The sequence below is a fragment of the Luteibacter sp. UNC138MFCol5.1 genome (assembly GCF_900110505.1).
Classification (GTDB): Bacteria; Pseudomonadota; Gammaproteobacteria; order Xanthomonadales; family Rhodanobacteraceae; genus Luteibacter.
The window spans coordinates 65434-81013 of sequence record NZ_FODZ01000003.1; the positions used below are offsets into that span (position 1 = coordinate 65434).

At 68.7% G+C, this 15580-nt stretch carries 11 protein-coding genes; 6 read left to right on the forward strand and 5 right to left on the reverse strand.

The features are described 5' to 3' along the window. Nucleotides 1–35 precede the first annotated feature (35 nt). The 3 genes from BMY69_RS08600 to BMY69_RS08610 form a co-directional block, all read right to left on the reverse strand. Entirely contained in the window at nucleotides 36–3845 is a 3810-nt protein-coding gene (locus tag BMY69_RS08600; RefSeq protein ID WP_090177164.1) for a M48 family metallopeptidase, read from the reverse strand. 79 nt (nucleotides 3846–3924) lie between these two features. Further along, nucleotides 3925–4551 (reverse strand): hypothetical protein, encoded by a 627-nt coding sequence (locus BMY69_RS08605; RefSeq protein WP_090177167.1) that lies wholly within the window; start codon nucleotides 4549–4551, stop codon nucleotides 3925–3927. Then, nucleotides 4548–4904 (reverse strand): type II toxin-antitoxin system prevent-host-death family antitoxin, encoded by a 357-nt coding sequence (locus BMY69_RS08610; RefSeq protein ID WP_090053821.1) that lies wholly within the window; start codon nucleotides 4902–4904, stop codon nucleotides 4548–4550. Before BMY69_RS08610 ends, BMY69_RS08605 begins: the two co-directional genes overlap by 4 nt. Before the next feature lie 114 nt (nucleotides 4905–5018). On the opposite strand from BMY69_RS08610, the gene BMY69_RS08615 reads away from it, so the two are divergent. From BMY69_RS08615 to pgaD, 5 genes are all read left to right on the forward strand, one after another. After that, entirely contained in the window at nucleotides 5019–5210 is a 192-nt protein-coding gene (locus tag BMY69_RS08615; RefSeq protein WP_090177173.1) for a hypothetical protein, read from the forward strand. A 183-nt stretch (nucleotides 5211–5393) separates the two neighbouring features. Beyond that, complete coding sequence (pgaA, locus tag BMY69_RS08620; RefSeq protein WP_177191115.1) at nucleotides 5394–7454, forward strand: poly-beta-1,6 N-acetyl-D-glucosamine export porin PgaA; 2061 nt, start codon at nucleotides 5394–5396, stop codon at nucleotides 7452–7454. A 5-nt stretch (nucleotides 7455–7459) separates the two neighbouring features. Next, nucleotides 7460–9340, forward strand: coding sequence for a poly-beta-1,6-N-acetyl-D-glucosamine N-deacetylase PgaB (gene pgaB / locus BMY69_RS08625; RefSeq protein ID WP_177191116.1), 1881 nt, complete (start codon nucleotides 7460–7462; stop codon nucleotides 9338–9340). Further along, nucleotides 9337–10587 (forward strand): poly-beta-1,6-N-acetyl-D-glucosamine synthase, encoded by a 1251-nt coding sequence (gene pgaC / locus BMY69_RS08630; RefSeq protein ID WP_090177182.1) that lies wholly within the window; start codon nucleotides 9337–9339, stop codon nucleotides 10585–10587. Before pgaB ends, pgaC begins: the two co-directional genes overlap by 4 nt. Next, nucleotides 10584–11027 carry a poly-beta-1,6-N-acetyl-D-glucosamine biosynthesis protein PgaD gene (pgaD, locus tag BMY69_RS08635; RefSeq protein WP_177191117.1) on the forward strand — a complete coding sequence of 148 codons (444 nt, stop codon included), beginning with the start codon at nucleotides 10584–10586 and terminating at the stop codon, nucleotides 11025–11027. Before pgaC ends, pgaD begins: the two co-directional genes overlap by 4 nt. 128 nt (nucleotides 11028–11155) lie before the next feature. Here pgaD and egtB read toward each other — a convergent pair whose 3' ends face one another. Together egtB and BMY69_RS08645 are read right to left on the reverse strand one after the other, a co-directional pair. Next, complete coding sequence (egtB, locus tag BMY69_RS19980) at nucleotides 11156–13330, reverse strand: ergothioneine biosynthesis protein EgtB (protein ID WP_218143150.1); 2175 nt, start codon at nucleotides 13328–13330, stop codon at nucleotides 11156–11158. A gap of 26 nt (nucleotides 13331–13356) precedes the next feature. Beyond that, entirely contained in the window at nucleotides 13357–13734 is a 378-nt protein-coding gene (locus tag BMY69_RS08645; protein WP_090177188.1) for a DUF427 domain-containing protein, read from the reverse strand. Between the two features lie 286 nt (nucleotides 13735–14020). Here BMY69_RS08645 and BMY69_RS08650 point away from each other — a divergent pair, with 286 nt between their 5' ends. Next, nucleotides 14021–15529 carry a GGDEF domain-containing protein gene (locus tag BMY69_RS08650; RefSeq protein ID WP_090177191.1) on the forward strand — a complete coding sequence of 503 codons (1509 nt, stop codon included), beginning with the start codon at nucleotides 14021–14023 and terminating at the stop codon, nucleotides 15527–15529. The last annotated feature ends 51 nt before the right edge of the window (nucleotides 15530–15580 follow it).

Below are 15580 nucleotides of genomic sequence, written 5' to 3' on the forward strand. Positions count from 1 at the left end.
TGGGACAGCCGTGTCACGGATAAAGTGGGCCGGAATCACCCCAGGTAAGGACGCTCCGCCGCGAACAAAACGCGGCTGGCGAACGTGCGCCACGCCTGTGGCGCCCGCTCGCCGAGCACGGAGAGGCCGGCGAGGTACGCACGCGCGCGCAACTGCATCGGCACGCCGTCCAGTTCCGCCTCCGCCGAGGTCGCGCCTCCCTTGCGCACCGCGGCGATGAAACGCTGCACCTTGCCGACGGCGCCCGGCGTATCGAAGCCTTTCTCGACACCCTCCAGGACCTTGGCCACCGCGGGGTCGGCCGCGCTCACCCCATCGGCCAGCGCCAGCCATACCGTCTGCTCGTCGAGGCCATCGGCGGGCGCCAGCTTCGCGACGCGTTCGCGCAGCGCCGCCGGCGCGCCACGGGACGCGGCGGCCATTCGCAGCACATGGGCCTCGATCGGCGTCCCCCTGGCGGCCGTTACCGCGTCGTCGAGGCGGCCCCCGGCGAGAAGCACCAGCGAACGATAATCGCCATCGGGCACATGGACGGTGTCTTCGAGTCGCAGCATGGTGCCGATCCACGGCGACATGCGCGCGAACGCCTCTCCGTCCCGCGCGGCGGCCGCCGGTTCCACCAGGCGTTCGACGCGGAATGCCTCCGGTGCGATGGCCTGGCGCAAGGCCGGGCTCCCGGCGAGGGCGACCCGGTACGCCGCGAGGGACTCGGTGTACTTCCCGTGCTGGCTGAAGCTGGTAGCCGCCGCGTTGGCGTACCACGGCGACGCCGGCCAACGAGTGAAGCCCGCTTCGAACGCGATATCCCGCGCGTCGCCATCGGGCAGGCAGCGCGTGGCGAGGTAGGACAGGTCGGCGACGTCCGGCGACGCGTCGGCGAGCGCACGATGCTTCGCGCACACGGCATCGCGCGCGGCACCCTTCGCGAGGTTCTGCTCGGCGCGCATCGCCACGATGTCCATCGGAAACCGCGTCCGGCGCGCGGCGAAGGCATCGCCGAAACCGGGCAGCTCAGCACCCAGCGCAAGCCAGTCGAGCAGGTACGTCGAATCCGGCGTGTCGTGGCGCACGTGCGCCAGGACGAGCGTCGCCAGCTCGCTCTTGTTCACGACCTGGTCGGCGTACGTCTCGGGCGTGAGATCGCTCGCGGCGTCAAGCACGCTGCGGCTGCCGCCGCCGGACTTCGATTCGATGCGCTGCGGAGGGGCTTCGAACAGCACCTCCGCCGACGTCGGCATCCAGCGCTGCGGCGTGGGAAGGGCCGGAGGCACCGGGGCGACATTGCCATAGACGGCGGTCCACGCCCGCAGCATGCCCGCCTGGGCGACGTTGTAGACGACCTGCTCGGCGGAGCGGTCGACCGTCGCGGTGAACGATTCGATCGGCTGTCCGTCGAGCGCGTGCGTCTCGACCTGCACGTCGCCACCGCCGCGCACCGTCACCACCGCATGCGCACCTGGCTGAAGCTCCGCGCGGTGTCCGTCGATCGTGGTCACGACCGTTCGGGCCAGACCGTTGTAGACGGTGATTTTCGCGCGGTCGACCATCCAGCCGAAGACGAGCACGGAACCGACGATCGCCACGGCGACGACGGTGCGGGCGAGCGCCGGCACGAAGCCGCTCGCGCCGAGAAAGCGGTCCCAGAAGCCTGGCTTGTCGACGCGCTGTCCGCGCTCGGTGCCGACGCGCAGCGTGTCGTACGCCGGTGGCGCGGAAGGAACGACGTCCGGCGCGGCCGGTGGCGCGACGCCGCGCGTCGCATCGGCGACGACGGCTTCGGCGCGCAGCAGTTCGTCGAGCGCCGCGCGGCGCAGGGCGCCGATCGTTCCGGCCACATGGCCGACCCAGCCGTCGACGTGACGCAACCAGTCGTTGATGTTCTCGCGGCTCGGTGCGTTGAGGCCCAGCTCGCCGAGCGCGGCCGACCAGCTCTCGGCATCGAGCTCGCGAAGGATCGCCTCCCCCGGCCGCACCTGCGCGGCGATGTCGTACGCTCCATAAAGCGCGCGCCAGACATCGTTGGACGCCGCCATGATGATGCGCGCGCCCTTCTCGTCGATGGCGCCACGCACGGTCGCCCGTCGCCAGGCCTGTGCGAGGCCCGCCTGCGCATCGCGCAGGTTCGCTTCCGCGTGTTCCGCGTAGAGCAGGATGCCGAGCACGCCCAGCAGGTAATCGCGCCACGCCGCGGAGATTCGCCCCGCCGCCGAGACATGCAGGCTGCGCACCGACTTCATCGCGTCTTCCAGACGGGCGCGGAGTGCCTTGCGCTCCGCATCCACCGCGGCGATCGCGTCCGGAAGCTCGTTGCGCCGAAGGATCCTGCCGCGATGACGGATCACGCCATCGGGCGCGTCGTAGACGCGATCGCGCAGGGAACACAGCAGCGCGTGCTCGCGGTCGACGGAGCGCAGGCGCTCCAGATCGTCACCGATCGCCGAGGGATAGAGTTCGTCGCGTTGCAGGGGACGCGACACGGGCACTTCCGCGTGCAGCTCGTCCACCCGGGTCACATGCCGCGTGACGGGGAACCCGAGGTAGATCCCCCGGTAGTGGGCCTTGAGATGTTCGCGCTCGAATTGCGAATCGAGGCGATCGACCGTGACCTGCGACTCGACCGCCGATTCCGCTTCGCCGACCAGCTCGCGGGTCATGCGTTCGCGCAGGCCGGGCGCGTCATCGAACACCGTCCACGCGCTACGGTCGTCGACCGGCGCGTGCAGGTAGACGCGCTTCGCATTGTGCTCGCGCTCGTGGTTCATCGGATGCGTCGACCACATGCGCGGCGGCTGCGCCAGTTCGCCTTCGAACACGCGGAACGCGGCGGCGCCGTCCACCGGGACGACGGGACGCGTGCCGTAGGCGGGATCGTTGTAGATCCGGCCCAGCCGCTCGGCGATGGCGTGGTGCACGGCGAAGAGATCGGCGGGCGGCAACTTCGCGGCGGCTTCGCCCCGCGCGAAGTTCACGGCGCGATCCCAGGCGTCGTCGGCCACCTGCAGACGATGCAACGCGCTGATCAGCGCATCGCTTCCCGTCAGCGACACGGCCACGAGGTCCGCCTGCATCTCCATCTCGCGGGAGAGCGCGCGCTGGGCCACGACGACGAGCCGGAAGGCGATGTCGACGACCGCGCGCAACGCCCAGATCACGGTACCGAGCACCCAGCCGATCCAGGCGATGCGGAAGTCGAACCGGGACAGCTGACGCAGGAACGTATCGAGCGCGTCTCGCCGGCCGACGATGTGCGCCGCGATCTGCTGCGTCGTGTACACCCAGCGACCGACCGCCATGGAGCGCTGCGCGAAGTGACCGAACTCGTGCGCGAGCACCGCCTTGAACTCGCTCATGTTGAGCATGTTCACGAGCGCCAGGCCGATCTCGAGATTCTTGCGCGAGGGAAACAGGAGGTTGAGCAGCGACAGATCGTAGAAGACCGCCGCGTTCACCCTGCCCGACGCGAACACGCGATGCGCACGTGGCGCACCCGCGTCGTCCGCGATCCGGTCGAGGAAGGCGAACAGGCGCGGCTCCTCCGCGCGCGTCAGTTCGATACCGTTGTTTCCCGAGCCGCCCTTCCTGACGAAGAAGAGCCCCTTGATCATGAAGAAGGCGAGGAAGAGGCTCGACGCTCCCACGCCGAAACGGAGCAGTCCGTTTCCGCCGCCGATGCGACTCAGCTCGTTGACGCCGATCAGAACGAACCACGCCGTGAGCGCGAGATACACCGCGATGAACAGCACCAGGCTGCCCACGGCGATCCAGGCGTGGCGTCGATACGACGCGCCAGGATGCGTGAAGGCCGCCGGCACCTCGGCCGGCCCGGCCGGATAGATCGTTTCCATGATTGCCCCCCGACAATGACGACCGGAGTGTGCGGCGGCCCCACGCGCGCCGTCAATCACCTGCCCCGACAGGTATCGGTCAGGACAAAGCGGCTTCGAGCAGGGGACGGGCCCAGACCGGCGTGCGTCCGAGCGTCGCCACGTCCTTGGGCCATTGAAGTTTCCCGTGCCTTACCCGAGCCAGCAGGAGCGGATCGGGAACCGCGGCGCCGTGCGGAACATCGACGCTGTTGTCGTAGATCTGCAACGAGGCGATCGACGGCATGAGGGCGATCAGGTTCTCCATCGCGGTGAGGTACCGCTCGCGGATCTTCGCCTCGGGAATGTCGTGTCCGCCCGCCGCGACGCGCGCCCGCACGCGTGCGATGTGCTGTTCCGGCGAAGAAAGGCCACAAAACCACATGAGGATATCGTGCGTCCGCGCGGCTGCGGCGATGCGACGCGGGACCGTATTGCCGCCCAACGTCGTCTCGAAGGCGTAGGCGCTTCCCGTCGCCACCGCGTGATCGAGCCGTCGCATGCCTTCCTGCCACGCTTCGGCGTTGGCGCGAACCTGATCGTACCCGCCCAGCGACAGCAGTTCGCGCGCGAACGTGTCGGGGTTGAACCAGTCGAGGCCGGCCTGCCGCAGCCGGTATCCGCCGATGGAACTCTTGCCTGCGCCGTTGACCCCCGCCAACACGTAAAGCGCCGGACGTCCGGTCAATGGCTATCCCCCGCCTTCACCTGGCCATCCAGTGTCGTGACGCCATCCATCAGGGCGCGCAGGCGATCGCTCGCGTCGGCGGCCTGCAACGACGCCAGCCGTTCGTCGAAGCGCAGACGCAGCGTGTCGAGCGCGGACGCCTGACGGACACCGGCATCCTCGAGGGCGTGGAGAATCTGGCTGTATTCGTCGGCCGAAAGGATCACGGCCTCGGGTTCACTGTGGTTGGTGACCACCACCTTGCCCTTCCGTGCGATGGCGCGCATGACGCCACGCCATCCCAGCTTCTTGACGTCCGAAGCGGGCGTACGGGGCAGATCTTCGATCGCATCGAGTTTGAGCGTCAGTGCCATGGCGGCCTCCGCGTGACTTGAGGCCATTATACCCATAAAGGCCAATCTGGCCCATCGACACAGGAACGACCCCCACGGCGGCAGGCTCCTCGTGCCAACGACCGGAGCACCGCCATGACGCCACTCGACAAACCCCTCAAGCGCGAACTCGTCGTCGACGGCGAGGTGTACACGCTATCCATCGACCCGGAGGGGTTGAAGCTGGTGCCGAAAGGAAAACGGAACGGCGTGGCGTTGGCCTGGAAGGACATTCTCAACGGCGACGCCGGCCTCGCCGCCGCCCTGCAGGCGTCCGTGGGCGGTTGACGCTATATCATCCGGCCTAGGCCCCATGGCCGATGGCCTGTCATGTCGCCTTGGCATGGTGTTTGCTGCGACAATATCAGGCTTGGCCGAGACTTCGCGATGAAGACGGCCTGACTTTTCAATGCCGCTGCCGGTCGTGCGCGTCCGGTGGCCGCCAAGGGTGAAGTTGGCAGGATGGGACTAATGTCGTTGATACCGCCGCGCGCCGCGCGCTCGCCCCGAGGGAGGCTCTGCCTTGCCCTGCTGCTGGCCCTGCAGGGTCCGCTGGCCCACGCCGTCGATGTCCCGGTCGGCCGCGACGCCCTGATGGCGCAGATCCGGCAGGAACGCGATGCGGGGCGGCGCGTCGACGCCCTTGCCCATTGCCAGGCCCTGCTCGACCGCTGGCCGGACGATACGGAGGCACAGGCGCTCAACGTCACTTTATTGACGGAATTGGGCGCGTCGACGCGCGCCGGAGAACTGGCCTCCGCGCTCCGGCCGGCACCTGGCGTCGCGGAACGCTTCCACCTGGATGCCGACCATGTCGCCCAGGAGATCCGCTGGGCAGAGGGAGAACCCGCCGATCCGAAGCACCCTTACGCGGAAGCGGACCGCGCCGTCGCCGACGCGCGCCAGCTGGTCGACGATCCGCTGCTACCGGCCGACCTGCGGCAGCGCGCCGAATTCGACCTGCTCGTGGCGCTCGACCGCGCCGGCAGGGCCGAGGAGGCCGTCGCCCGTTACGACGCCCTGAAGGCGAAGGGCGTCGCCCTTCCGCCGTACGTCGAGCGCGCGGTCGCCGACGCGCTGCTGGTCAGGCGTCGCCCGGCCGAGGCCGCGCGTCTGTACGAAGACAGCATCGCGAAGGATCCGGGCCCCTACGACGTAACCGAAAGCGAACCGCGCATCGGCCTCATGTACGCGTACCTCGAGTCCGGCCAGACACGGAAGGCGATCCAGACGATCGACGAGCTGGCCGCCCGGGAACCGACCTGGAGGCGTATCCCGGGTATCCGGCTACCCCTGCAGAACCCGCGCAAGGTCGACGCCGACCTCAACGCGGCGACGCTGCGCGAGTACGTGGACATGCCGGCGGAGGCCTATGCCCGCCTCGAGCCGATGCGTCGCGAAGCGCCGGCGAACGCGCAGATCCGCCGCGAGCTGGGCATGGTGGAACTCGCCCGCGGCTGGCCGCGTCGCGCGCAGGACGATTTCAACATCGCGGCGACGCTGGATCGCCGCGACCTCGGCGCGTACATCGGCGAGGCCGATGCGGCGCGTGTGCTCAACGACTACGAAGGCGTCGACGAGAACCTCGCCATGGCGCAGACCCTTGGCGACCGCAACGGCCGCGTCGACCGAGCCGTGAAGGCGTGGGACCGCGAGCGCGGCTGGCAGTTCGACCTCGCCACCGAGCAGGGCAAGGGCTCGAGTCCGGATTTCGGCGACCGCGACGGCACCACGCAGGCCACCATCGCCAGCCCGCTGATCGACGATCACTGGCGCGTGCTCGCGCTCGGTCGCTACTCGACCGCCGACCTTCCCGAAGGCGACGTCCGCCGCAGTCGCGTGGGCCTCGGCGTCCGTGGCTACGCGCGCGGACTCGAAGCGTACGTTCAGGCGCTGCCCGCCACCGACCGCTACGTCGGCAAGACCGCGCTCGAAGCCGGCTTCGACTGGTCCATCACCGATCACTGGGCCTGGGCCGCCGACTTCAGCACGGCGGGCGAAGACACCCCGCTGCGCGCGCAGTACTACGGCATCTCGGCGAAGACGCTCGACACGGCTGTGACGTGGCGCGCGAGCGAGCTGACCCAGGCCCGCGTCGGCCTGTCGCGTGACCGCTTCACCGACGGCAACACGCGCACCGGCTGGCTCGCCAACGTGATCCAGCGGCTGCACACCGCGCCCAACCTCACGATCGACGGCGGCGTGGAACTGGGCGGTTCGATGAACACGCGCACCGAGCGCCCGTACTTCAACCCGCGCCGCGACTACAGCTACGCGCTGACCGGCCGCCTCGAGAACCTGCTCGGCCAGTTCTACGAGCGCAACGTGACCCAGCGCGTCGACGTCGCCGTCGGCCAGTACGCCGAGAAAGGCTTCGCCACCGACTGGATGGCGACCGTGCGCTACGGCCAGACCATCCAGACCGCGCCCGGCTTCCGCCTCGGCTGGGGCCTGGGCTGGCACAACCAACCTTACGATGGCAGGCGCGAACACCGTGTCGTCCTCGACCTGACGCTGCACTGGGGAGAATGAGTACGATGCGCCCGCTGTTGATCCTGCTTGCCCTCCTGGGGCTCGCGCTTCCCGCGTTCGCGCAGTCGTCGCCGGAGGCGCCGGCGCGCCCGGCCCTGATCGTGCTCGGTTACCACGACATCCGCGACGACGTGCGTACCGGCATCGATCGCGATCCGGACGCCCTGAGCACCGACCACCTCATCGCGCATTTCGACTGGCTCAAGGCGAACGGTTACAACGTCGTCAGCCTCCAGCAGGTCGTCGATGCGACCAACGGCGGCGCGCCGCTGCCGCGCGACGCGGTGCTGCTCACCTTCGACGACGGCCTCGTCAGCTTCTACACCCGCGTCTATCCCCTGCTGCGCGCCTACCACTATCCCGCCGTGCAGGCGCTGGTCGGCTCGTGGATGGACATGCCCGCCGGCCAGCGCATGCCGTACAACGGTGCCGACTGCGACCGCTCGTGCTTCCTCAGCTGGGAACAGGTCGAGGAAATGCAGAAGTCGGGGCTGGTCGAGTTCGCCTCGCACTCGTGGCAGATGCACCAGGGCATGAACGCGAACCCGCAGGGCAACCTGCTGCCGACGGCCGCCGCGCTCGCCTACGACGCCACGAAACAGCGCTACGAAACGGTCGACGAGTACAAGGCGCGCATCCGCGCCGATCTTTCGCGCAGTGCCGATGAGATCGAGAAGCACACGGGCGTGCGGCCGCGCGCCGTCGCCTGGCCGTACGGCGCGTACACGCAGATCGGCCGCGATGTCGCGCGCGACGTGGGCATGCCGGTGACCTTCAGCCTCGGCGACAAACTGCCCACGCTCGTTCCCGGCAAGACGATCCCCCGCATCCTGGTCAGCGACAACGTCACCGCGAACCGCCTCGGCTGGCTGATGCGCCATTCGTCGCGTATCGATCCGACGCGTGCCGTCCAGATCGACCTCGACTACGTCTACGACCCGGACCCGGCACAGCAGGACCGCAACCTGTCGAAGCTGCTCGACCGCATCAAGCGCCTCCACCCCAGCCAGGTCTGGCTGCAGGCGTATTCGGATCCGGACGGCGACGGCGTGGCCGATGCCGTGTACTTCCCGAACCGCCACCTGCCGGTGCGCGCCGATCTCTTCTCGCGCGTCTCCTGGCAGCTGCGCACCCGCGCGGGCGTCCGCGTGTACGCCTGGATGCCGGTGCTCGCCTTCCGCTTTCCGCAAGGTCGGGACCTGCCGTCGCTCGGCGGCGAGCCGAAAGCCGGCGGCGACCACTTCCGCCTCGCGCCTTACGATCCGAAGGTCCGCGCGATGATCGGCGACGTCTACGAAGACCTCGCCATGCATGCCGACGAAGCCGGCGTCCTCTTCTCCGACGACGCGTACATCCGCGACACGGACCGCCTCGGCCCGTGGGCGAAGAACACGGCCGCGCAGAACACGCAGGCGCTGATCGACTTCACGCTCGAACTCGCCACGCGGATGAAGCGGTGGCGTCCGCAGTTGCTGACCGCCCGCAACCTCTTCACCCGTCCGATCGTGCAGCCGAAGGCGGAGGCCTGGTTCGCGCAGAGCCTCCCGGCGTTCAACAAGGCGTACGACATGACCGCGGTGATGGCGATGCCGCAGCTGGACAAGCAGGCCGACACGCTCGGCTGGTATCGGAAGCTCGTCGACGCCGTGGCCGCGACGCCCGACGCGCTGGAACACACGCTCTTCGAGTTCGCCACGCAGGACTGGCGCACGAAGCAACCGATCCCCGACGCGGCGCTCGCCGAGCGCATGCGCGCCGTGCAGGCGAAGGGCGCCCGTCACATCGGCTACTACCCCGACGACTTCATTCGCGACCACCCTGCCCTCGAAGCCATACGGCCGACCATTTCGGCGTCCGACTATCCCTATCCGGAGCCCGCGCGATGAACGGCGGCCTTGTCCACGCGTTGCTCGAATTCGCGTTCTATTACCCGCTGGTGATGTCGCTGATCTGGATGAGCGGCGGCGTCATCTACTTCATCCGCTGGGAGCGCCGGGAACCCTCGCGCGTGCGTCCGCGGATGCTCGGCGAATACCCGATGGTCAGCCTCGTCGTGCCCTGCCACAACGAGGGCGAGCAGGTGCGCGAGACGATCGCGCACCTCGCCTCGCAGCAGTATCCGAACTTCGAGATCATCGCCATCAACGATGGCTCCACCGACGACACGGGCGCACAGCTCGACCAGCTGATGGAGCAGTACCCGGCACTGCGCGTGATCCACATGTCCAGCAACCAGGGCAAGGCGATGGGGCTGCGCGCCGCCGCGCTGGCCTCGCGTGCCGACTTCCTGGTGTGCGTGGACGGCGACGCGTTGCTCGACGACTACGCCACGCACTGGATGATGATGCACATGCTCGAGAGCCCGCGCGTCGCCGCGGTCACGGGCAACCCACGCATCCGCAACCGGTCGACGCTCCTGGGCAAGCTCCAGGTCGGCGAGTTCTCGTCGATCATCGGCCTGATCAAGCGCGCGCAGCGCGTCTACGGCCGCATCTTCACCGTCTCGGGCGTCATCGCCTGCTTCCGCAAGAGCGCGTTGCACGATGTCGGCTACTGGAATACCGACATGGTCACGGAAGACATCGACGTGAGCTGGCGGCTGCAGATGCGCCACTGGGAGATCCGCTACGAGCCCAACGCGCTGTGCTGGATCCTGATGCCCGAGACGCTCCGTGGCCTGTGGAAACAGCGCCTGCGGTGGGCCCAGGGTGGCTCGGAGGTGCTGTTGCGCTACACGACGAAGCTCTTCAAATGGCGCCAGCGCCGCATGTGGCCCGTGGCGTTCGAGTACGTGATGAGCCTGCTGTGGTCGTACACGATGGCGACCATCGTGACGCTCTGGGTGCTGGGCCGGCTCATGCCCCTGCCGCCGTCGCTGTACATCGACACGCTGCTTCCCCAGTGGCACGGCGTGGTGCTCGGCGCGATCTGCCTGCTGCAGTTCCTCATCAGCCTGCTCGTCGATCGCCGCTACGAAACGCGCATCGGGCGCAACTACTACTGGATGATCTGGTACCCGCTGGTCTACTGGGTACTCAACACGGCGACCTCGATCGTCGCGATGCCCAAGGCGCTGATGAAGCGCAAGGGAACGCGTGCGGTATGGGTGAGCCCGGACCGGGGCCTGCGATGAAAGCCGAAGCCATCCTCATCCAGCGGCCCGAGCGCCAGTCGAAGGCGCAGAAAGCCGCCTTCGCCGCCATCACCGTGTTCGCGTGGCTCTTCTGGGCGTTCCTCTGGCTGCCGCTGGTGACGCTGGGCGCCTGGGCCTTCGGCCTGCGCAACGCCTACGTGCAGTTGCACGTGCTCTCACCGATCAGCGACGGGGGCGACATCAACGTCATCCTCATCGTGGCGATCGTCTGTGCCGTCGTGTTCACCGGCTGGTCGAACTACAACCGGGCGCGGTTCTCGGGCAAGCAGAAGCGCCGCGGCAACAAGCCGGTCGGCGTGGTGGAAACCGCCGCCGCCATCGGAGCGACGACGGAAGACGCCACCCGCCTCCTGCATCACCGCCGCGCGGTGATCAGCGTTTCCGAAGCCGGTTTCCTCTCGGTCGACGACGTGCGCTGATCCAGACGGGCTGGCTGCGTGCCCTGTGGGAGCGGCCCTGGCCGCGACAGCTTTTCGCGGAGAGCGGCAGGGCCTCCGCGCCTCGCGAAAAGCTGTCGCGGCCGGGTCCGCTCCCACAAGGCATCGAGTCAGTCGATCGCTTCCAGCAGGTAGACCCCGAACGCCGGATCCGCCGAGATCCACTCGCGCCCGATACGCCACCCGCCGCGAGCCGCGAGCCGCGCGAACGAGGCGGGCGTGAACTTGTGCGAGTTCTCGGTGTGGATGGATTCGCCCGCTGCGAGAGGGAACGTTCGCCCGGCGATCGTCACATGCTGGTCGACGCGGCTGACGAGATGCATCTCGATGCGTTCGCGTTCCGCACTCCATAGCGCGCGGTGCTCGAACGCGTCGACGTCGAAGTCGCCGCCAAGCTCGCGGTTGACCCGCACGAGGACGTTGCGATTGAACGCCGCGGTGACGCCTTCGGCATCGTCGTACGCCGCCAGCAGCACGTCGATGTCCTTGACCTGGTCCGCGCCCACGATGAACCGCGCTCCCGCACCGAGTCGCTCGCGCACCGAGCGCAGCAGATCGGCCGCCTCGTCGTGCGTGAAGTTGCCGATCGTCGAGCCCGGGAAGAACGCGACCACGGGCCGGCCGGCGAACGCCCTGGGGACCTCGATGTCGCGGGTGAAATCGGCGACCAGCGGATGCACGGTCAGCGACGGATACGCGGCGCGAAGGCGCTTCGCCGCGCCATCGAGCGCGTCGGGGCTGATGTCCACCGGCACGTAAGCGGATATCCAGGGCGCGGCGTCCAGCAGCATGCGCGTCTTGTCGCTCGCGCCGCTGCCCAGTTCCAGCAACACGGCGTCTTCGGGGATCGACGCCGCGAGCGCCGGTGCGATGTCGCGCAGGAGCGAGGTCTCTGTGCGGGTCGGGTAGTACTCGGCGGTCCGACAGATCGCTTCGAAGAGTTCGGAGCCCGTCGCGTCGTAGAAGTATTTCGGCGAGAACGTCTTCGGCGCCGAGGAAAGACCGGCGAGCGTGTCGCGCAGGAAGGCCAGGCGATCGCCATCCGGCGAGGTGCCGCCGTCGCGTGCGAGCCGCACGCCGGAGAACATCCAGCGCTGCGCCGGGCGGTAGAAGTTCCGGTATGTCGGACGCGCGTGGCCGGCCGGCGTCACGCAGGCACCACCGCGCAGCACCATCTGGCCGCTCATGAACTTGCCGTTGTACTCGCCCACGGCGTCGTCCGCCGCCCTGAAGCCGGGGTACGGCGCGTACGCGCTCGCGGTCCACTGCCAGGCCACGTCGTCGATCTGGCGCAGATCGTCGCGCGTGCGGACGGCGTGCTCCCATTCGGCTTCGGTCGGCAGCCGTGCGGCGGCCCAGCGGGCGAACGCGTCGGCCTCGTAGTAGCTGACGTGCATGACGGGGGCATCCGGATCCACCGGACGCCAGCCGCCGGGGGTCATGTGCGACCAGGAAGTGCCGTCGTGCTGCCAGTAGAGCGGCGCGTCCCAGCCTTCCTCCCGGCATTGCGCCCAACCATCGGACAGCCACAGTTCCGGACGCCGGTAGCCGCCCTGCGCCATGAAGGCCAGCCACTGACCGTTCGTCACCAGGCGGTCGGCGATCTCGAACGGCTCGAGCCAGACCGTATGCGCGGGGCCCTCGTTGTCGAAGGCGAAGGTCCCGGTCTTCACGCCGATCGGCACCGGTCCACCGCCCACCGGACGGAAGCGCGCGGCACCTGCCGAGGGAAGCCCCGGCCACGCCGGATCGAACGCCGGTTTCAGCGGCGATTGCGCGAACAGGTGCTGCACGTCCATCACCAGGAGCTCCTGATGCTGCTCCTCGTGTGCGAGACCCAGCTCGAAAAGCGCCGCGAGGTCCGCGGACAAGCCCTGTGCCAGAAGCACGCGCATGTGGGCGTCGACATGCTCGCGATACGCCAGCACGTGCTGCGTCGCCGGACGCGTGAGCAGCCCGCGCATGGGCCGCGGGTGGCGGGGGCCCACCGCGTCGTAGTACGAGTTGAAGAGGTAGCCGAAGTCCGGATCGAAGACGCCGTAACCCGGAAGGTTCGGACCGAGCAGGAAGGTTTCGAAGAACCACGTCGTGTGCGCGAGATGCCACTTCGCCGGACTGGCATCGGGCATCGACTGCACCACCATGTCTTCCGCCCCCAGCGAGGCGACGAGGGCGAGCGTGCGGGCCCTGACCGCGTCGAAGCGGTCGGCCGGCGAGGCGGCGGCGAATCCCGGCCGCGCGGCGGCGGCGCCGGACGGCGCGGTGGTATCGAGCATGACTTGCATGGGGAACTCCGTGGTGCGGCGGGGCATCAGTCCGGCGTGTGCTCGATGCTGACGCGGTCCGCGTAGAAGGCGAGGTGGCCCCGGATCGGCGCCACGGCGTCGTAGGGGGCCTCGTAGGTCCAGATGGCGTCGGTGGCGCCGGGCGCGTCGCCCGGGAGGCTGAAATACGATGCCTCGCCCTTGTACGGGCAATAGGTGTGGGTGTCGCTGCGGCGCAGCGCCTCCATTCGCGCGTCGTCGCGCGGCAGGTAGAAGACGGGGCGATAGCTCGCCTCCCGCAACACGAGGGCGGCGCGGGTCTCGACGATGACCTCGTCGCCGTAGCGGACGACGACACGGCCACCGGCCGGTTCGACGGTGATGGGATGATCGGGACCGGGGATCCTGCGGGGACGTTCGGACATGGCGCGTTCCTCTTTCCTCAAGCGGTTTTCCCATCCTGCGACCCGTGGGCGGCGAATCCAAGCCGACTGCCCGGAACAGGTGAGATTACCGATTCGCATGAATCGCGATCTTGTACGGTTTTCGCCGTTTCCGCGGCATGCTTGCCGGACTTCTTCACACATGGCCACCCCGCGCCTTTACCATGGCGCTGCGTCCTCCGGGGGGAGGCGGATGAGCCCGCGTGCCTAAACATCCCGACGAGCCGGCCGATATGACTATCAGGTTGCAGATGGCGGGAGGCTCGCCATGAAAGCCCGGGTCGCCGCGGTCGCTCTCGTCGCGGCTCATGCGTTGGCGTTGCTCACCGTGCCGGTCTCCGGCATGGCGATTTCGTATGTCTTCTTCTTCGGCGTCGCCGCCCTCGCGATGGGCAGCGTCGTGTACGCCTGGACGCGCTCCGGCACCCCACGGGACAGGCGCTGGTGGCTGCTGCTGGCCAGCCTCGCGCTGTGGATGACCGGCATGGCGTTGTCGGCGCGACAGAACTACGTGCTGGACAACTCGAATCCCGCGCCCGGCGACAGCATGTTCTTCTACATCCTGTACGTGCTGCCGGTGCTGGTTTCCGTTTCGTCCGCGCCGGTGGCCGCGCGAAAGCGCTGGGCGATGTCGATCGACCTCGTGCTGGCAACGCTCCTGGGCGTGCTGTTCTACGTACGCACGTTCTCCATCGTCTCCGTGCAGGGCGCCATGGGCACCCAGCAGGCGACCGACGTCGCCTACATGCTCGATTTCGAGAACGCGTGCCTCGCCATGGCGGCGCTGCTGCGATACGTCGCCACCGATCGCAAGGACGATCACTTCTTCTTCCGCGGCGTCACGGCGTTCTTCGTGACGTATGCGATCTGCGGTTACGTCTACAACCACCACGTCGCGCTCGCCGGTCACCCGGAGTTCGGCACATCGCCCTTCGACGCCCTGCTCGACCTGCCCTTCCTCGCGCTGTTCATCGCCGCGGTCACGCGCCAGCCGCAACGCCACTGGCACCCGCCCGTCTACCTCGTGCGCTTCGTGCAGAGCGCCAGCCCCACGTTCCTCGCGATGAGCGTGCTCGGCTTCGGCCTGATGGTGATCCCCGGCTATCCCACGCTGGGCATCGTCGGCGCGATCGCCGCGGTGATCGGGATCGGCCTGCGCGGCACGCTCGCCCAGGTCGACCTCGTCGAGGAGGAATTCCGCCTTTCGCGGAGTCGCGACGAGTTGCAGGGCCTCGTCTTCGTCGACAGCCTCACCGGGCTCGCCAACCGTCGGGCGCTCGACGAGCGCCTCTTGCGCGAATGGCACCGCCAGGGCCAGCAGGAGCCGATCTCGCTGCTCATGATCGACGTCGACTTCTTCAAGGAATACAACGACCGCTTCGGCCACCTCGCCGGCGACGAATGCCTGCGCGCCCTCGCCGCGGGCATGCTGGCGCATGGCACGCGAGCCGGCGATTTCATCGCGCGTTTCGGCGGCGAGGAGTTCGCCGTCGTGGCGCCCGGTACGCGTCCCGGGGAGGCGCTCGCGCTGGCCGAGTCCCTGCGCGCGCACGTCGAGTCGTTGCAGATCGCGCACCCGGCGAGTCCATTCCAGCGCCTGACGATCAGCATCGGGGTCGGCCTGGCGCATCCAAGCTCCGACGGCGGCCCCCTGGACCTGCTCAATGCCGCGGACCGGGCCCTGTACCGGGCCAAGCAGTCGGGTCGGAACCGGGTCGGCGCACCCGACGGCCCGCGGCTCGGCGCCGCCCGCGCCGACACCCGGCGCATGAGTTAACCCCGTTTCGTCCCCTGCGCCGTTTCACCGTCATGTCCCCCACGAGGTCAT